The 18,732-nt window shown below is 46.0% G+C and carries 14 protein-coding genes; 7 read left to right on the top strand and 7 right to left on the bottom strand.

Annotated features, from left to right (window positions below; genetic code table 11):
• Positions 1–46: 46 nt before the first annotated feature.
• From ftsA to ACO1NU_RS02575, 4 genes are all read left to right on the top strand, one after another.
• A complete protein-coding gene (ftsA, locus tag ACO1NU_RS02560; RefSeq protein ID WP_448816888.1) occupies positions 47–1,396 on the top strand; it encodes a cell division protein FtsA in 1,350 nt (449 codons plus the stop codon).
• 126 nt (positions 1,397–1,522) lie between these two features.
• Positions 1,523–3,148 carry a cell division protein FtsZ gene (gene ftsZ, locus ACO1NU_RS02565; RefSeq protein ID WP_448816948.1) on the top strand — a complete coding sequence of 542 codons (1,626 nt, stop codon included), beginning with the start codon at positions 1,523–1,525 and terminating at the stop codon, positions 3,146–3,148.
• 131 nt (positions 3,149–3,279) lie between these two features.
• Positions 3,280–4,521 carry an aminotransferase class I/II-fold pyridoxal phosphate-dependent enzyme gene (locus ACO1NU_RS02570; protein ID WP_448816889.1) on the top strand — a complete coding sequence of 414 codons (1,242 nt, stop codon included), beginning with the start codon at positions 3,280–3,282 and terminating at the stop codon, positions 4,519–4,521.
• A gap of 111 nt (positions 4,522–4,632) precedes the next feature.
• A complete protein-coding gene (locus ACO1NU_RS02575) occupies positions 4,633–4,830 on the top strand; it encodes a histone H1 (protein WP_448816890.1) in 198 nt (65 codons plus the stop codon).
• A 65-nt stretch (positions 4,831–4,895) separates the two neighbouring features.
• Here the strand turns inward: ACO1NU_RS02575 and dapA are convergent, their stop codons facing one another.
• The 3 genes from dapA to ACO1NU_RS02590 all read right to left on the bottom strand — a co-directional run bounded on the left by dapA (position 4,896) and on the right by ACO1NU_RS02590 (position 8,586).
• Complete coding sequence (gene dapA / locus ACO1NU_RS02580; protein ID WP_448816891.1) at positions 4,896–5,774, bottom strand: 4-hydroxy-tetrahydrodipicolinate synthase; 879 nt, start codon at positions 5,772–5,774, stop codon at positions 4,896–4,898.
• Positions 5,775–5,856: 82 nt separating this feature from the next.
• Positions 5,857–7,872: an NAD-dependent DNA ligase LigA gene (ligA, locus tag ACO1NU_RS02585; protein ID WP_448816892.1), complete on the bottom strand. Its 2,016-nt coding sequence runs from the start codon at positions 7,870–7,872 to the stop codon at positions 5,857–5,859.
• Between the two features lie 27 nt (positions 7,873–7,899).
• A complete protein-coding gene (locus ACO1NU_RS02590; RefSeq protein ID WP_448816893.1) occupies positions 7,900–8,586 on the bottom strand; it encodes an ACP phosphodiesterase in 687 nt (228 codons plus the stop codon).
• Between the two features lie 109 nt (positions 8,587–8,695).
• Here ACO1NU_RS02590 and tyrS point away from each other — a divergent pair, with 109 nt between their 5' ends.
• Positions 8,696–9,979, top strand: coding sequence for a tyrosine--tRNA ligase (tyrS, locus tag ACO1NU_RS02595; RefSeq protein WP_448816894.1), 1,284 nt, complete (start codon positions 8,696–8,698; stop codon positions 9,977–9,979).
• Positions 9,980–10,186: 207 nt separating this feature from the next.
• On the opposite strand, the gene ACO1NU_RS02600 is transcribed toward tyrS, so the two are convergent.
• A complete protein-coding gene (locus ACO1NU_RS02600; protein WP_448816895.1) occupies positions 10,187–11,173 on the bottom strand; it encodes a LuxE/PaaK family acyltransferase in 987 nt (328 codons plus the stop codon).
• 80 nt (positions 11,174–11,253) lie between these two features.
• Here ACO1NU_RS02600 and ACO1NU_RS02605 point away from each other — a divergent pair, with 80 nt between their 5' ends.
• A complete protein-coding gene (locus ACO1NU_RS02605) occupies positions 11,254–13,710 on the top strand; it encodes a glycoside hydrolase family 31 protein (protein ID WP_448816896.1) in 2,457 nt (818 codons plus the stop codon).
• 17 nt (positions 13,711–13,727) lie between these two features.
• Positions 13,728–15,692 carry a 1,4-alpha-glucan branching protein GlgB gene (glgB, locus tag ACO1NU_RS02610; RefSeq protein ID WP_448816897.1) on the top strand — a complete coding sequence of 655 codons (1,965 nt, stop codon included), beginning with the start codon at positions 13,728–13,730 and terminating at the stop codon, positions 15,690–15,692.
• A 98-nt stretch (positions 15,693–15,790) separates the two neighbouring features.
• Here glgB and gap read toward each other — a convergent pair whose 3' ends face one another.
• From gap to pfkA, 3 genes are read right to left on the bottom strand one after another with little or no spacing between them, the layout of a single operon-like run.
• Complete coding sequence (gene gap, locus ACO1NU_RS02615) at positions 15,791–16,786, bottom strand: type I glyceraldehyde-3-phosphate dehydrogenase (RefSeq protein WP_448816898.1); 996 nt, start codon at positions 16,784–16,786, stop codon at positions 15,791–15,793.
• Between the two features lie 5 nt (positions 16,787–16,791).
• A complete protein-coding gene (locus ACO1NU_RS02620; protein ID WP_448816899.1) occupies positions 16,792–17,640 on the bottom strand; it encodes a hypothetical protein in 849 nt (282 codons plus the stop codon).
• A gap of 8 nt (positions 17,641–17,648) precedes the next feature.
• Complete coding sequence (gene pfkA / locus ACO1NU_RS02625; RefSeq protein WP_448816900.1) at positions 17,649–18,632, bottom strand: 6-phosphofructokinase; 984 nt, start codon at positions 18,630–18,632, stop codon at positions 17,649–17,651.
• Positions 18,633–18,732 lie beyond the last annotated feature (100 nt).

The raw sequence follows: 18,732 nt of genomic DNA on the forward strand, positions 1-18,732 counted from the left end.
AAAACATTAAAAATACATCAGCAAATAAAAAATTAACACCTTAGTTATGGATAAAGGCACTTCTACATCATCGAAAAATTCGCCTATTGTCGTCGGTTTAGACATAGGAACAACAAAAATTTGTGTGATAGTTGGCCGCCGGAGTGGGCATGGGAAGATTGAGATACTTGGTTTAGGCAAGGCAGAATCGGCTGGAGTGAGCCGTGGGGTGGTAGCTAATATACAAAAGACTGTGCAGGGGATCCTCCAGGCTGTTGAAGACGCCAGTGTCCAGTCTAATGTGGAGATCAAGATTGTGAACGTGGGTATCGCTGGTCAGCACATCAAAAGCCTTCAGCATCGTGGAATCCTGACGAGAAAGGATCTGCAGAATGAGATTCAGCGTAAGGACATCGAAAAGCTTATCGAAGATATGTATAAGCTGGTGATGCCTCCGGGGGAAGAGATCATTCATGTGCTTCCGCAGGAGTTTACGATCGACAATGAGCCGGGAATTAAGGATCCGATCGGTATGGCGGGCGTGCGTCTGGAGGCGAACTTCCACATCATTTCAGGTCACGTCAGCGCAGTCAGGAACATCCTGAAGTGCGTGCGTAATGCGAATCTGGAAACCCAGGAGCTGATACTGGAGCCGCTTGCATCTTCAGACGCGGTATTGAGCGACGAGGAGAAAGAAGCAGGAGTTGTGCTGGTGGATATCGGTGGTGGAACAACCGACATCGCTATTTTCCACGAGGGTATTATCAGACATACGGCTGTGATTCCTTTTGGAGGTAACAGCGTGACAGAGGATATCCGCGAAGGATGTTCAGTTATGCGTAACCAGGCTGAGCTCCTGAAGACACGTTTTGGTTCTGCACTTGCTGATGAGAATAAAGAGAACGAGATTATTTCTGTGCCGGGATTGAGAGGAAGAGAGCCGAAGGAGATTTCGGTGAAGAACCTTGCTTATGTAATCCAGGCCAGAATGGAAGAAATTATTGAGCACGTTTACTACGAGATCAAGGCTTCAGGATATGAAAAACGCCTGATCGCCGGAATCGTGATCACAGGTGGTGGTGCGCAGCTGAAGCATCTTCCTCAACTGGTGGAATATGTGACAGGACTGGATTGCCGCGTGGGTTATCCTAACGAGCATCTGGCGAAGAATGAAGTTCTGCCAAAGAATATTTATGACGATCTGAAGAGTCCGCTATTTGCAACCGGTATCGGTTTGTTGATGAAAGGAATCGTGAAGGCTGAGGAAGTGCAGGAGATGATGAAGCAGCCGGGAGTGTATGTGCAGGCCCCTCAGGATCAGAAAGCTAAGAAAAGCATTGGTTTGTTTGATAAGCTGCTTCAAACCGGTGCCAGGTTTATTAAAGATGACATAAAAGATGAGGACTATCTTAAATAATTCTCAACATGGGATTATTTTTCCACAATCTTAACAAATGTGGAAAACCTTTGTGTAAAATTATTTAATATTACAATGGTGCAATGGCTTTAAAATTCGAAATCTACTCTATTGATTGATAACGATATGCAGTTTGAAATGTTAAAAGAAAAATCATCAATTATCAAGGTAATTGGTGTTGGTGGCGGCGGTGGTAACGCAGTAAACCATATGTATAGGCAAGGAATTACAGGTGTGGACTTCATTATTTGTAATACGGATGCCCAGGCCCTTGAACTTAGCCCTATCCCTAACAAGGTGCAGTTAGGCGCAAGTTTGACGGAAGGTATGGGTGCTGGTTCAATACCTGAAGTGGGGAAAAACTCTGCAATTGAAAATATTGAGGATATCAAACGTATGCTGGGCAGTACCACCAAGATGCTGTTCATCACTGCAGGAATGGGTGGTGGTACCGGAACAGGTGCCAGTCCGATCATTGCTAAAGCTGCGAAAGAGTTAGATATTCTGACAGTAGGAATCATTACTACGCCTTTTTCTTTCGAAGGAAAGCGCAGGAAGATGCAGGCTGAAGAGGGTTTGGAAGAGTTTAAGAAGTACGTAGATTCTTATCTGGTTATTTCGAATGACAGACTCAGAGAGATCTTCGGCAACCTGACCCTGAGTGCCGCTTTTGCACAGGCAGATAATATTTTAACGACAGCTGCGAAAGGTATCGCGGAAATCATTACCATACCCGGTTATATCAACGTCGACTTTAAAGATGTTCGTACGGTGATGAACAACAGCGGTGTGGCGATCATGGGTAGCTACTCAGCGGAAGGAGAGAATAGAGCTCTTCGCGCTGTGGAAGGTGCGCTGGCATCTCCATTGCTGAAAGATAACGAAATTGAAGGTGCACGCTATATCCTGTTGAACATCAGCTCTGGTTCCAGAGAGGTTTCTATGGACGAGGTAAGCATCATTACGGATTATATCCAGGATGAAGCAGGTTTGGCTGCAGACCTGATCTGGGGTAACTGTATGGATGAGAACCTGGGCGACAAGATTTCGGTTACGATCATTGCGACAGGCTTCCAGACTAAGGAAGAAAGAGCGATTGAAAAGAGTCATCAAAAGAAGGTTTCTTTGCTGACGCCGGATAATGCGCCGATGATCAAACCGGTGAATTCTTTTATCGATCAGGTAGAAGTTGAGGAAGTAGTGGAGGAGCCTACTCCTGCACCGTCGCCTTACACTGCAGAAGTGCAGGTCGACCTGTTTGGCGGTTTCGCACCAAAGAGAGCCGAGGATAAGAAAACTGCTGAACAACCTAAGGTGATCAGACATACTTTGCAAGACGAGGAGAAGAAGGCGCATGAGCCATCTTTTGAATTCGGACTGAAAGTAGCCGAAAGTGAATATCAGTTTGATGAGCTGCCGGTTCAGGCTGCACCGGTAAATCCGGAACCTGCAAAGCCGGTAGAGCCTGTTGCTTACAATCCGGATGAGCATAAGACTGACGAGTCTATCGAAGAGCAGCTGAGAAAGTCAAGGGAGCGTATTCTGAGACTGAAGGATCTTAGCATGAAACTTCGTTCGGCAAATGGTCTTCAGGAACTTGAAGCAGAGCCTGCTTACAAAAGAAAGCAGATGGCGCTTCAACAGGTTCCACACTCTTCGGAGTCACAGGTATCCCGTTTTACCCTTTCAAATGAAGACGGAGTAACAGAGATCAGACCAAACAACTCATTCCTGCATGATAATGTAGATTAATGAGTCCTTTATAGAATGAAAAAGCCTTTACAGTAGTAAGGGCTTTTTGCTTTATAAGAATTTATGCAGGCAAACTTTTTTAAATTGCTAACTTTGCAGCTTTATTTTGTAGTTAATTAAATTATATTACGTTGGATATATTCGATAAGATATCTCAGAACATGGGACCGTTAGGCCAGCACCAAAAGATGGCGCATGGTTACTTTGCATTTCCAAAACTGGAAGGTGAAATCGGTCCTCATATGAAGTTCAGGGGGAAGGATCACCTGGTGTGGAGCCTGAACAACTACCTTGGTCTCGCCAACCATCCTGAAGTAAGGGAAGCGGATGCGCAAGGAGCACAGGAATTTGGTATGGCCTATCCGATGGGAGCCAGAATGATGTCTGGAAACTCCAATCATCATGAGGCACTGGAGCAGGATCTGGCGAAGTTTACCGGCAAGCAGGACGCTTTCCTGCTGAACTACGGCTATCAGGGAATGGTATCTATCATTGATACACTTGTTGACCGTAATGATGTAATTGTTTATGACGCGGAATGTCATGCTTGTATTATTGACGGCTTAAGGCTTCATATTGGCAAGCGTTTCGTTTATCAGCATAATGATATTGAGAGCTGCAGAAAACAGTTAGAGCGTGCTACAAAGCTAACCAGCCAGACTGGTGGTGGTATCCTGGTGATCACAGAAGGGGTGTTTGGTATGTCAGGCGCTCAGGGTAAGCTGGCAGATATCGTGGCATTGAAGCAGGATTTCAACTTCCGTTTGCTGATTGACGATGCACACGGATTTGGAACCATGGGAGCAACTGGTGCAGGTACACACGAAGCGCAGAACTGTGTGGATGGTGTGGATGTTTATTTTGGAACATTCGCGAAGTCGATGGCAGGAATTGGTGCCTTTGTATCTTCTACGGAGACCATCGTGAACTACTTGAGGTATAATATGCGTTCACAGACCTTTGCAAAGGCTCTTCCGATGCCAATGGTTATTGGCTTGAGAAAGCGCCTGGAGCTATTGCAGACGAAACCTGAGCTACGTGAGAAGCTATGGTCGATTGCCACTACTCTTCAGAACGGACTTCGTGAAAGAGGTTTCAACCTGGGTGTAACGGATACGATGGTGACTCCTGTTTTCCTGAAAGGTGAACTCAACGAGGCTACTGCCGTAACGATGGACCTGCGTGAAAACTACAGTATTTTCTGTTCAATCGTGGTATATCCGGTTATCCCGAAGGGGCTTATGGAGCTTCGTATCATCCCTACTGCGGCACACTCGCTGGAAGATGTTCAGGTGACACTCGACGCATTCTCTGAAGTTGCTGAGAAGCTGAAAGCAGGATACTATAAAGAACAGAACGTTATAAATGCATAGTCTTATTTCCTGAGCTGGTTAGCCACTTTAATTCGTATATAATTATTTTTTTTCTTCAAAAAAGCTGTTACATTAGCCATAGCTTAATCAAAGAACTAAAACTAACTTATTATGGCAAATTATGAAAGGTTTACCGAGCTGAAGGAGCTCCTTGCCGGTTTAGAGGCAGACGCAGACAAGTTTTATAGCAAAGGAAATAGTGCTGCAGGTACGAGATTAAGAAAGGGCCTGCAGGATATTAAAAATCTTGCGCAGACTCTACGCTTAGAAATACAGGAATCTAAGAACACGGTGTCAGCCAAGAAGTAAAAAAGCACAAAAAAAGAGAGTAGCGATACTCTCTTTTTTTGTGCTTTTTATTTTGTATACCTGACCTATACAATCTTGCTGAGTTCGTGTTTAATCGCTTCGCTGTTACGCTCGCTAACGGGGCACAGCGGCAGGCGCAGGTAGTCGCCACAGATGTTGAGGTGCTTCAGAGCGGATTTGATACCACCTGGGTTATTCTCTGCGAATAACTGACCGAAGAATGGTGTTAGTTTCAGATGTAAAGGAGCTGCAGCCTTGAAGTCGCCTGCAAGACAAAGGCGTACCATGTCTGAGAACTGTTTCGGTATAGCATTTCCTGCTACAGATATAATTCCTGAGGCTCCCATGGCTATCAGGGGAAGGGTAATGCCGTCGTCTCCCGAGATAAACAGGAAGTCTTCAGGCTTATCGCGAAGGATCGCATTGAACTGTTCGAAGTTACCGGATGCTTCCTTTGTTCCGAAAATGTTCGGACAATCGTGAGCAAGTCTTAATGTCGTTTCAGCAGATATATTGCTGGCTGTACGTCCCGGGACATTATAGATCAGGACCGGTAAGGGAGACTCTTCTGCGATGCTTTTATAATGCTGATAGATACCCTCCTGAGTGGGTTTGTTATAGAAAGGGCTCACGGAAAGGATGGCGTCATAGCCTTCTGCACTGAACTTCTTCAATCCTTCGATCACCTCGGCTGTGCTGTAGCCACCGATACCTGCAACAAGCGGAACGCGCTTGTTGACAACTTCTGCGGTAAACTTCCATACCGCATCTTTCTCATCCTTGGTGAGGGTAGCAGATTCGCCGGTGGTTCCGAGCGAAACAAGGTATTCCACACCGTTATCTATCTGATAATTGATCAGTTTGCCTAGTCCCTGATAATCTATTGATCCATCCTGATCGAACGGAGTAACCAGAGCTACACCAGTTCCTAAAAATTTATTCATTCGTAAGTGCCTGTGATTCCTTTTAACGGGTTTGTATTAGTCTGCTAAGTTAATAGGTTTTTGTTTAAAAAAGCTTCTTTTATTAATCCTTTAACATCTTCAGGAGGTCTGTGTCTGAGATGATCGGGATCTTGAGCTTGTTTGCCTTCTCCAGTTTGGAAGGACCCATATTGTCGCCAGCCAGAAGATAGTTGAGTTTTCCTGATATTCCACTCAGCATTTTGCCTCCGTTTATTTCGATCATGGAAGCTAGCTCTTCGCGGCTGTATTGTTCAAATACTCCTGAGATGACGAAGGTCTTGCCTGCTAGTTTCTCGCTGGATAATACCACTTCTTCATCCTGACGGCTGAACTGGAGTCCCGCGTCCCGGAGCAGGCTGATCTGCTGGATATGTCGCTCGTCCTGGAAATATGCCAGGATGCTCTCGGCAATGCGTCCACCGATTTCATCAGCGGCTATGAGCTCGTCGTAGCTGGCGTTGACCAGGCTATCGATATTCTTGAAGTGGATAGTGAGTTTACGGGCCACAGTTTCTCCAACATAGCGGATACCAAGACCGAACAGTACCTTTTCAAAAGGCATCTGTTTGGACTTCTCAATACCCTCCAGCATGTTGCTGATTGATTTCTCGCCGAAGCGTTCAAGCTCATGAAGCTGATCGGGTTTCTGATATAGGGTATACAGGTCGCTGATATGCTCGATCAGCCCTTTTCTGTAAAGGAGTTCGATAGTTTCACTGCCTATGCCGTCGATGTTCATGGCCCTGCGGCTACAGAAATGCTGAATTTTTCCGACGATCTGCGGAGGGCAGGCTTCGTCATTGGGACAGTAGTGCGCAGCTTCGCCTTCTTTTCTGATGAGGTTGCTTCCGCATTCGGGACAAACTTCGGGATAGAGGATCTTGCTGCTGCCTTCTTTTCGTTTAAGCGTATTGACGGAAATGATCTTGGGGATGATCTCTCCGCCTTTCTCTACGAACACCGTATCGCCTTCATGGAGATCAAGACGTTCTATCTCATTGGCGTTATGCAGCGTAGCCCGCTTTACGGTTGTGCCGGCCAGCAGGACCGGTTTGAGGTTGGCTACAGGCGTCACTGCCCCGGTGCGTCCCACCTGATAGCTCACATGGCGGAGTTCTGTTTCGACCTCCTGAGCTTTATATTTATAGGAGATAGCCCATCTCGGAGATTTGGCAGTAAATCCAAGTTCTTCCTGCTGCGCATAGCTGTTCACCTTGAGCACAATGCCGTCGATGTCGTAGCCCAGTTTAAAGCGTTCATTCTCCCAGTAGTGGATGAATTCAATAACGTCTTCGATACCATTGCAGAGACGGTTATGCTCGCAAACATGGAATCCCCAGCTACTGACTGCTTCGAGACTTTCCCAATGGGTTTTGAAGAGGCGTTTGTCGGTGTACAGAAAATACAGGAAGCAGTCGAGCGGTCTTTTAGCTACTTCTGCCGAATCCCTGAGTTTGAGCGTACCCGAAGCGAAGTTTCTCGGGTTGGCATATGGAACTTCGTTGTTGTTGATCCGCTCGTTGTTGAGGCGCTCGAAAGCAGCTCTGTGCATGAATACTTCACCGCGAATTTCAAAAGTATCGGGATAGCTCTCTGATTTGATGCGGTGGGGGATGCGTTTAATCGTTTTCGCGTTAGTGGTCACATCGTCTCCCTGAGTACCGTCGCCGCGGGTTACGGCTCTTGCCAGCTTTCCGTTCTCATAGGTGAGGCTGATGGAGAGGCCGTCGAACTTCAGTTCGCAGACGTATTGGAAGTCTTCTCCTATCGCTTTTTTGATGCGATCGTCGAAGTCGCGCAGGTCCTGTTCACTATACGTATTCCCAAGGGAGAGCATGGGCCATTTGTGTTTGACGGTCTTGAACTCCTTGGTGACTTCACCGCCTACACGCTGAGTGGGGGAATAGGGATCCTGCAGTTCAGGATGCTCTTTCTCCAACTGTTCCAGCTCCTTAAGCTTTTGATCAAACTCGAAGTCGGTTATAGTAGGCTGAGCCAGTACATAATAGTTGTAGTTATGCAGGTTAAGCTCCGTTTTAAGGGCTTCTATGCGGCTTTTAACATCAGAAATTGACATAAAGCGAAGATAGCTATTTTGGGAATATTAACTGGGATATGGATCCAGGCGGAGTTCTATCTGGTCGAAAATGGTGATGAAGTCGTCTTTCAGAACCTCCAGGTAGGCAGTGAGTATTCCTGCTACGCGGAACTTCTCTTCATCTGTAAATGGACGTGGCCAGATACGCTGACAGATCTTTCCGATAGCGAACATGATGTCTTTCGGTTGTCGGTAGCTCTCGAGGTATTTAGACCGGATAAACCCCTCGAGGAAGTTGAAGAAGATGTACGATTCGGGAATATTATTCAGCAGGAGAAATGTGTCGAGTGTTTTTTCGTCTGTGCTTTGAAGCTTTCCGTAGAAGCGCGAAGAATCCAGGTTGAGCTCTGTGAGCAGCAGGCTGTCGAGCATCAGCTCAAGGGCAATATGCGCAACGAACGATGGTCTGACATCCGACTCAAGCAGGTGTGGTACTATTTGAAGGCGCAGGATGGAGGTATGTCTGCTGAAGAACTCCGAAGAATGGAAGTAGCGGTCGACCTCCAGGTGGCGTTTCCATCCCTGCAGCAGGTTAAGCAACGATTCGTCCTGAAGAAAAAGCTCTTCGTTCTTTTCGGGCCTGATGTTCCATTCCTTGCTCGCATTCTTCAAGAGATCAGGCAAGACGATCCCCATAATCCTGTATGGGTTATCTTCATCTCTGTCAAAGTAAAAGTGCGAAAGGAAATTCATGGGGTAGATGTAGTGAGCAATGGTTACAAGATAGCAAGATTTATCGATTCGGAAAAGTGAGAGCCCATTAAGTCTCAGAATTTCTATCTTTGCGCATTAATCAAAGAAAATGAATTTTATAGAAGAACTCAGATGGAGAGGCATGCTTCACGATATGATGCCTGGAACAGAGGAAGAACTGAATAAAGGCATGGTATCCGGTTATATTGGTTTCGATCCAACTGCTGATTCTCTTCATGTGGGGCATCTTACGCAGATCATGACGCTGATCCACTTCCAAAAAGCCGGCCACAAGCCGTTTGCCCTGGTTGGTGGAGCAACGGGAATGGTGGGAGACCCTTCGGGGAAGTCGGCGGAGAGAAACCTTTTATCTGAAGAGGTGCTTCAGAAAAATATTCAAGCGCTGGAAACACAGCTGAAGAAGTTCCTGGACTTCGACTGCGGAGCCAATAGCGCAGAGATGGTTAATAACTACGATTGGTTTAAAACCTTCAACTTCCTGGACTTTATTCGTGAAGTAGGGAAGCATATCACCGTCAATTATATGATGGCTAAAGATTCGGTAAAGAAGCGTCTCGAAGGAGAAGCTGGACTTTCGTTCACCGAGTTTAGTTATCAGCTGATCCAGGGCTATGATTTTTACTGGCTTTGGAAGAATAAGAACTGCAAGGTTCAGATGGGCGGCTCCGATCAATGGGGAAATATCGTTACAGGAACCGAACTTATCCGCCGGATGGGTGGTGGCGGCGCCTTTGCTATGACTACCCAGCTGATTAAAAAAGCAGATGGTAACAAGTTCGGAAAAACCGAATCAGGAGCAGTATGGCTGGATCCGGAACTGACGTCTCCGTATAAGTTCTACCAGTTTTGGCTTAACGCCAGCGATGAAGATGCGAAAAGCTGGATCAGGATCTTCTCTCTGAAAACTAAAGAAGAAATAGAGGCGATTGAGGCGGAACATGCGACTGCACCACATCAGCGTGCACTTCAAAAAGCACTTGCTGCCGAGATTACGGTTCGCACCCACTCAGAGGAAGCCTTACAAAAAGCGCTGACGACATCTGATTTTCTTTTCGGTAATGGTCCTATAGAATTCCTGTCGCAGCTTACAGATGCAGAGGTACTGGAGATTTTTGAAGGTATTCCGCAGTTTGAGATTTCAAAAGAACTGCTTAGCGCGGGACTGAATGTTGCAGATATGCTTGCTGAGCATACTAAGGTATTCGCGTCAAAAGGTGAAGCCCGCAAGATGATTCAGGGAGGTGGTTTATCCATCAACCGCGTGAAGGTTGCCGATGCGGCCAACACGGTATCGCTGACGGATCTGATAAGCGATAAGTTTATCGTGGTTCAAAAAGGAAAGAAGAACTATTTTCTGATCACTGCGGTATAGTAAAGAGATGTGCAGGTTAGAATGTCGTGTGAACGGCTTTCTATGATATAGTAAAGAGATGTGCAGGTTAGATGGTCGTTTGAACGGCTCTCTGTCCTGCACATTTTTATTTAAACGTCCTGCGCATTTTGCGTTCCGGGTATATTGTGCCCAGGAAGGGTGCCCACTGCTGCTACGGTCGTAAGTGGTAATCTAAATGCAGCGGGATTACTGAACGAGCAAATTGCAGCCTCGTATATCGCTGTTATCAAACCTGCCGATGATCTCAAAAGATCCATCATCATGCGTTTTGCCGAGGTCCTGTGTCGCCAGAAAAGAGCAGGAGTAGACATTAGCTAAGTCGATCACGTTGATTCCTCCCGTTACACCCCTTGGGAGCAGGCTGAGTGGATCGTTGATATCACGGATGCTGATGCGCATCCAGGGCGGACACCTGAAGATCCCTTTCCCGGAGGAATAAGCCTGCGACAGAAGCTCTGTCATGCCATATTCAGAATGAATAGCACTCACCCCAAATCCGGCGCATAGCTGCTGATGCAATTCCTCACGGATCATCTCTTTTCGTTTTCCTTTCATACCTCCCGTTTCCATGACGATAAGTTCGGGGAAATTGATCGAAAAGCGCTCAACAAAGTCAAGTAATGCATATGTTACACCAATGAGGATGACTTTTTTGCCAGCCTCGCGCAAGCGGCTCAGCGTATGAAAGAGCTCCTCATGATTGTAGAGGAAATAGCCGCTATCTGCGTTGCCGGTGCGCTGGATCAAATCCTCCACCATATAGATCAGCGAAGAGCCATCCCGTTCCAGGTAAGAGGGAAGAAGGGCCAGAATGACAAGATCTTCCGTCGGGCCGTAGAAGCGCTCAAAGGCCTCGCGGAAACTCTCCTCATACACAGAGACATCGAGAACTTCATGCCTGCTTTGGATCATCCCGGTAGTGCCCGAGCTGCTGAATACAATTTCCGGAGTGCGTTCTCCACTGACCACCCGGTGGTTTTTGAAGAACTCTACGGGCATAAAAGGTATTTCCCGAAAAGTTGTAACTGATTCAGGATCTTTCCTTAACCCTTTTACGAAACTTCCGTATACAGGATTGTGTTGTACCTGAAACCTGAACACATCTATCGCCAGAGAATTGAAATTTTTCTCTGTGTGATCAAGAAACAGTGGTTTTGAAAAAAGATGTTCCACAGGGCAAAGGTAACAACATTTAAAGTTCAATTTTCTATATTTACCCCCAAACACTTTCATCTGGGCAACATAATTACATAATGGAAGAAAAAGAAAAGCAATCATTACCGGAGATCAGCATCGAGCAATTAGAAGAAGGAGTACAGCATGTCAACAATCCGATAATAGGCTTAAAGCCCATTGAGAAGCGGTATCTTCAGTCTGTTAAAGAATGTAAGCAAGTCAATAACAGCTTCTATTTTACAGACGGAGAATCAACTGTAGAAGTGATGGTCGTAAGTGATGAGATCATCCGCGTCCGCATGGCTCCTCAGGGTACTTTCCTGGAGGATTTTTCCTACGCAGTACCCAAGCTCGTTAACTCAGCTACCGTGTTTTCTCTATCCGAGACCGAAGAGGATTACCGTGTTGAAACCAACACCGTTTCCTGTATCATCAACAAGAAGCATTTCTTGGTGTCTTTTGCAGACAATCAGCAAAATATAATCAATGAAGATCTTTCCGCTATGCACTGGGAAGAAAACGTTGACTTTGGAGGTTACTACGTTTACTGCACCAAGAAGGGACATCCCGGAGAGGGATATTTTGGTTTGGGAGACAAGCCCACCACCTTCAATATGCGTGGAAAGCGTTTCCAGAACTGGAATACCGACACCTATTCGTTCGCGAAGGATCAGGATCCACTGTACAGATCTATTCCTTTCTACATAGGTCTTAAGGAAACTACGGCCTACGGGATATTCTTCGACAATTCTTACAGAACTTATTTCGACTTCGGACAGGAAGATCAGGACAAAACCAGCTTCTGGGCAGAAGGCGGAGAATTACTATACTACTATATCCACGGTCCACACATGATGGACGTCGTGAAAAGATATCATACCCTTACCGGTACGCATCCTATGCCACCGCAATGGGCTTTAGGCTATCAGCAATGCCGCTGGAGCTACTATCCTGAAAGCAAAGTCAGGAAACTCGGCAAGACATTCCGCGATAAGAAGATCCCTTGCGACGCACTGTATCTCGACATCGACTACATGGATGGCTACAGATGCTTTACGTGGAATAAGAAATATTTCCCTGACCCTAAAAAGATGGTCAAGGAACTTGCCGATGACGGCTTTAAAACAGTAGTGATTATCGACCCGGGAATCAAGGTTGATGAAAACTACTGGGTGTACAAGGAAGGTAAAGAGAATAAGTATTTCTGTCGCAGAAGCGATGATTACTTTATGGAAGGTCACGTGTGGCCAGGCAGATGCCAGTTCCCCGACTTTACCAATCCCGAAGTACGTGAATGGTGGGGAGGTCTCTTCAAAGGCCTTGTGGATACAGGTGTTGCCGGTATCTGGAATGACATGAACGAGCCAGCTGTTTTTGGCTCCGGTACTTTCCCTGATGACGTAAGACACCAGTATGACGGTCACCGCGGTTCACACCGCAAGGCGCACAACGTCTACGGGATGCAGATGGTACGTGCAACTTACGACGGACTGAAGAAACTCTACAAAAACAAGCGTCCGCTTACGATTACGCGTGCCGGCTATGCTGGCGTTCAGCGGTACTCATCTGTATGGACGGGTGATAATCTCGCATCATGGGAGCACCTGAAGCTTGCTCTTCTGCAATGCGTGAGACTTTCCGTTTCAGGAGTTTCCTTCTGCGGAACGGATATAGGTGGTTTCACCGGTGAGCCTGATGGCGAACTTTTCTCCAGATGGATCCAGCTAGGTGTGTTCTCTCCCTTTATGCGAGCTCACTCAGCAGGTGATACAAGAGAAAGAGAACCATGGAGCTACGGCGAAGAATTTGAGGCAATCAACCGGAAGTTCATCGAACTTCGTTACAAGCTGATGCCTTATTTCTACTCAGCTTTCTGGGAACATCACAAGTATGGTTTCCCGATCCTGAGACCGGTAGTTATGCTGGAGCAGGATAAGATTGAAAACCGTACCCGCGAAGAAGAATTTACCTTCGGCGACAAGATCCTCATCTCGCCTATATTGAACCCTGGGCAGACCTCCAAAACCGTCTACCTTCCGGAAGGAAAGTGGTTTGACTACTGGACTCATGAAAGCTATGAAGGAGGCCGCGAACATACGGCTCATGCGGAGCTCGACAGTATGCCGATCTTCGTAAGGGCAGGTTCAGTTATCCCTGAATGGCCGGTTATGCAGTACGTAGGAGAGAAGGATCTTGAGGAGATTAAATTCCAGGTTTATCATTCACCTTACGAGGTAAATTCCTTCTATTATGAGGATCATGGCGACACGTTTGCCTATGAGCAGGATATTTACACAGAAAAAAAGTTTGTTGTTAAAGGCGATGATCAGAGCCTCAATATCCGCCAATCTTCCGAAGGTCTATACACTCCGCGTTACGAAACCTATGATTTAAAGCTCATTGGCTTGCCGTTCCTTCCGAAGCGTATTATCATCGATGGAAAGGAACAAATCGTGGACTTGGAATTTGATGCATTAAAGCGCGTTCGTATCCAAGCAAACAAAAACTTTAAAGAAATACAGGTGTTAAGTTAACCTACTCAAACCATATAATGAAGACCAGGAAAAAAAGTTTGACTCCTATATCGACCCCCGTTATTGCTTATTCTCGTTTTACAGACTACGACATTCACCTGTTCAAAGGCGGTAAACACTATAAGCTCTACGAAAAGCTGGGATCGCATGTTGTCAAGACTGATGAAGGCATCTCCGGAACCTACTTCGCTGTCTGGGCTCCTAATGCGCTTGGCGTGTCGGTTATCGGAAACTTTAATGGCTGGAATAAAGAATCCCATCAGCTCTTTAGCAGATGGGATAGCTCCGGAATATGGGAAGGGTTCATTCCTGGCATCGCCGCAGGCGAAGTCTATAAATACCTTATCCGGTCTAATACGGGTGAAGCGCTCGAAAAAGCGGATCCTTATGCGCTGAGATGGGAAGAACCACCCCATACAGCCAGCATTGTTTGGGACACCTGGTTTGAGTGGACTGACTCTGACTGGATGGAGACCCGTTTCAAGCATAATAGCCTGAACAAACCCTGGTCTGTGTACGAGGTACACCTTGGGTCATGGAAGAGAAGTCCCGACGCTCCGGAGAAGTTTCTTGGATACCGTCTGATGGCGGATGAGCTTGTGCCATATATCAAGGAGATGGGCTTTACCCACGTAGAGTTCATGCCTCTGATGGAGCATCCTTACTACCCGTCGTGGGGGTACCAGATCACTGGCTTCTTCGCCGCATCTTCACGTTATGGTACTCCTCAGGACCTGATGTACCTCATTGAGCAGCTACACCTGAACGATATAGGTGTGGTGCTTGACTGGGTTCCATCGCACTTCCCTGGAGACATGCATGGCCTGTACAAATTTGACGGTACCAATCTCTATGAGCACGCCAACGAAAAGGAAGGCTTTCACCCGGACTGGAAATCCTATATCTTCAACTACGGCAGAAATGAAGTCCGCTCTTTCCTGATCAGTAATGCACTGTTCTGGCTCGACAGGTACCACGTTGATGGTCTCCGCGTCGACGCCGTAGCATCTATGCTGTATCGTGACTACTCCCGTAAGGAAGGGGAATGGATTCCTAATGAATTTGGAGGTCGTGAAAACCTCGAAGCAATTAGCTTTCTTAAAGAACTAAATATCGCTGTTTACGGACAGTTTCCGGATGTACAAACGATCGCCGAAGAGTCAACTTCTTTTCCTGGTGTAAGCAAACCTGTTTTTAGTGATGGTCTGGGCTTTGGCATGAAGTGGATGATGGGCTGGATGAACGATACTTTATCGTATTTCCAGCAGGATCCTATACACAGAAGGTATTTCCACGGGCAGATCACTTTCAGCACGGTTTATGCCTTTACAGAGAACTTCATGATGCCACTCTCGCACGATGAGGTGGTTCATGGCAAGAAGTCGCTGGTTTACAAAATGCCCGGAGATGAATGGCAGAAGTTCGCTAACCTGCGACTTCTCTATAGCTACATGTTTACCCACCCGGGTACTAAGCTACTCTTTATGGGCAATGAGTTCGGTCAGACATCGGAATGGAACTTTCAGCAGTCGCTAGATTGGCACCTGCTTGATTTTAAGCCTCACCAGGGCATTAAACAGTTGGTGAAGGATCTCAATGCGCTCTATAAAAATGAAGGTGCCCTATATCAGAAAAACTTTGAATGGGAAGGCTTCCGGTGGATAGAAGCGGGTGATGCGGAGAATTCTGTTCTTGCATATTGCAGGAAAGGTGAAGTATACGACGAGAAGATAGTCGTTGTACTCAATATGACTCCTGTTCCGCGTTATAATTACCGCATTGGCTTGCCGATGCATGGCGACTGGGAGATTATCTTTAACTCCGATGAGGTACAATATTACGGTAGCGGATTCGAACTGAATTACAATATTACCACCCAGCAGATACCATGGCAGGGAAAGGAGCAATCCGTTCAACTTAATTTGCCACCATTATCCGCGCTGATCCTGAAGCGTTTTAACAGAAAATCTAAATTCTGGTAGCTAAAGAGGGATTAGATCCCGGAGAAAAGAGAATAAAAAAAGAGCATAAAAAAAGAGCTTTGCGATCCGCGAAGCTCTTTTTTTATGCTTAAATGAGATTAAGCTTTACCAACCAATTGAACCAGGTCAATTAATTTGTTTGAATATCCCCACTCGTTATCGTACCAAGATACAACTTTAACGAAGTTGTCGTTCAATGCGATACCAGCCTTAGCATCAAAGATTGAAGTTCTTGCGTCAGTTAAGAAGTCCTGAGAAACAACATCATCTTCAGTATAACCTAAGATACCAGCTAATTCGCCTTCAGAAGCTTCTTTCATTGCTGCTTTGATGTCAGCATAAGAAGCTGGTTTGTCCAGACGAACAACTAAGTCAACAACAGAAACGTCAGGAACTGGTACACGGAAAGACATACCTGTTAATTTACCTTTCAGCTCAGGGATAACCAAAGCAACCGCTTTAGCAGCACCTGTAGATGAAGGGATGATGTTCTGGTAAGCACCACGTCCACCTCTCCAGTCTTTAGCAGAAGGACCATCAACAGTTTTCTGAGTAGCAGTAACCGCGTGGATTGTGCTCATCAAACCTTCGATGATACCGAATTTATCATTTAATACCTTTGCAATAGGAGCAAGGCAGTTTGTAGTACAAGAAGCGTTAGAAACGATGTTCTGATCAGCTTTTAATTCTTTGTGGTTTACGCCCATTACGAAAGTAGGGGTGTCATCCTTTGCAGGAGCAGACATAACCACTTTCTTAGCACCAGCAGTGATGTGTTTTCCAGCAGACTCCTGAGTAAGGAACAAGCCAGTAGACTCAATTACTACTTCAGCACCAACTGCATCCCACTTCAAGTTAGCAGGATCTTTCTCAGCAGTAACACGGATAGTTTTTCCGTTAACAACCAGGTTACCATCCTTAACTTCAACTGTACCGTTGAAACGACCGTGAGTTGAATCATATTTAAGCATGTAGGCCATGTAATCAGGCTCCACAAGGTCATTAATACCAACAACTTCAATATCGCTGCGGTCTACAGCGGCTCTGAATGCTAAACGACCGATACGGCCGAATCCGTTAATTCCAACTTTCATGTTAATTAATTTTTATTCGTGTAATAATTCAATATATTATATATCGGTCGTTTGATGACCGACGCTATATTCAGGTTATGTCTTGCGGCCAGCTGGCTCAGTGTTGACTGAAAGCCATCGGCCACGGGGCCCGTAAAATGCAGCGGTACTCCCGGATATTTTTCAGTAAGCGGCAATACATACTTTTCAAAGTATATACTTAATCCCGACTCCACAAGCTGCTTGACGTAAAGATGATCAAAGTGTTCAATCAAAAAATCCGTGTAAGAACTCAGGAAAAGAACCGGACTGGTCTGTTTGTAGATTTTGTCCAGAATCAATCGCCTGTCAGGATTGTATCGTAACACAAAGATACTCTCAAATTCTTTAGGCATTGTCCCCGTAAAGTAATCACGCAATAAATTCCGTCCCAGCCAGTTCGAAGAACCCTCATCGGCCAGGATATAACCCATGCCGTAGTTGTTTTCTCTGATCTTTTTACCGTCGAAATATGCAGCATTTGACCCGCTTCCGAGGATGCCGACAATACCCGGCTGATCACCGCAGGTAGCGAGTGCAGAAGCTTTAAGATCGTGATTGATGGAGATCTTTGCCTTGCTGAAGAACTTACTGAACGAAGATGCAACAACCTGCTGACGTTCTTTCGAAGACGCACCTGCTCCGAAAAAGTAGATGCGTTTTATATCTTCAGCGTAGGATATCAGTTGATGGTTCTTCGCCAGAATGGCGCTTATAGCCTTTTCGTCATTGAAAAAAGGATTAATTCCAGGAGTTTTTACGTCACAAACAATCCTTCCCTTCTCAGCAAGCTTCCAGTCTGCATTTCGTGATCCGCTATAAACTACTGCAATCATATCTCTTCTTATATAGACAGGATGGCTGCCATTTCAACCAGGTCGTCTTCCAGTTTGTATGAATGATTATTGATGGCCTCTTCGATGTTGGTCAGCTGAATTTCATTTCCTCGCAGTCCCACCATCTTTCTGTTCTCACCGGCAACAAGCGCTTTCACAGCTGCATAACCGAGACGGCAGGCCAGAACGCGGTCAAAGCTGCTTGGCGTTCCACCTCTTTGAAGGTGTCCCAGGATCGTAACCTTAATGTCGTAAAAGTTAAACTTCTCCTTTACGCGCTTAGCTACGTTATATGCGCCACCGTTCTTATCACCTTCAGCGATAATCACAATGCTGGAGCTTTTATTGCTCAGCGCCCCTTCTTCCAGCTTCATGATCAGGTCGTCAATCGCAGTTTCCTTTTCCGGTAGCAGAATAGCCTCAGCACCTCCTGCAACGCCTGAGTGAAGGGCAATACAGCCTGAGTCGCGACCCATTACCTCAACGAAGAAGAGCCTGTCGTGAGACGCCGCAGTGTCACGGATTTTATCGATAGCTTCCAAAACTGTATTAGTAGCCGTATCGTATCCAAGAGTGAAGTCTGAGCCATACAGGTCGTTATCAATCGTTCCCGGTACCCCAATCACAGGAATGTCAAACTCCCGCGATAAAAGTTCAGCACCTGTGAACGTACCGTCGCCACCAATTGCAACCAATGCGTCTATGCCTTCCTCTTTCAAGTTATTATATGCTTTAGCTCTTCCTTCAGGAGTCCTGAATTCTGCACAGCGGGCAGTCTTTAGAACTGTTCCACCTAGCTGTATAATGTTTCTAACTGAACGGGCATCCATGTTGATGAACTTCTTCTCGATCATTCCTTGATAACCCTGGTGGATACCGACCACCTCCATACCATGAAAAATACCTGTACGTACAACAGCACGAATGCAGGCATTCATGCCAGGGGCGTCACCTCCAGAAGTAAAAACACCTATTTTTTTTATGCTGGACATTTTATTTTTGTTTTATTTGGCTAATATACTGTGTGGGACTTACACTAAGAGAATTTTTGGGAATTTTTTCCACTTTTGTGATGACAATCATAGTAAGAAT

The organism is Arcticibacter sp. (genome assembly GCF_053551015.1).

Bases quoted from the DNA above. Each gene is read 5' to 3' on its own strand.
- tyrS (WP_448816894.1), top strand. From the start codon at position 8,696: ATGAATTTTATAGAAGAACTCAGATGGAGAGGCATGCTTCACGATATG.
- gap (WP_448816898.1), bottom strand. From the start codon at position 16,786: ATGAAAGTTGGAATTAACGGATTCGGCCGTATCGGTCGTTTAGCATTC.
- pfkA (WP_448816900.1), bottom strand. From the start codon at position 18,632: ATGTCCAGCATAAAAAAAATAGGTGTTTTTACTTCTGGAGGTGACGCC.
- ftsZ (WP_448816948.1), top strand. From the start codon at position 1,523: ATGCAGTTTGAAATGTTAAAAGAAAAATCATCAATTATCAAGGTAATT.
- ftsA (WP_448816888.1), top strand. From the start codon at position 47: ATGGATAAAGGCACTTCTACATCATCGAAAAATTCGCCTATTGTCGTC.
- dapA (WP_448816891.1), bottom strand. From the start codon at position 5,774: ATGAATAAATTTTTAGGAACTGGTGTAGCTCTGGTTACTCCGTTCGAT.
- ACO1NU_RS02605 (WP_448816896.1), top strand. From the start codon at position 11,254: ATGGAAGAAAAAGAAAAGCAATCATTACCGGAGATCAGCATCGAGCAA.
- glgB (WP_448816897.1), top strand. From the start codon at position 13,728: ATGAAGACCAGGAAAAAAAGTTTGACTCCTATATCGACCCCCGTTATT.
- ACO1NU_RS02590 (WP_448816893.1), bottom strand. From the start codon at position 8,586: ATGAATTTCCTTTCGCACTTTTACTTTGACAGAGATGAAGATAACCCA.
- ACO1NU_RS02575 (WP_448816890.1), top strand. From the start codon at position 4,633: ATGGCAAATTATGAAAGGTTTACCGAGCTGAAGGAGCTCCTTGCCGGT.
- ACO1NU_RS02620 (WP_448816899.1), bottom strand. From the start codon at position 17,640: ATGATTGCAGTAGTTTATAGCGGATCACGAAATGCAGACTGGAAGCTT.
- ligA (WP_448816892.1), bottom strand. From the start codon at position 7,872: ATGTCAATTTCTGATGTTAAAAGCCGCATAGAAGCCCTTAAAACGGAG.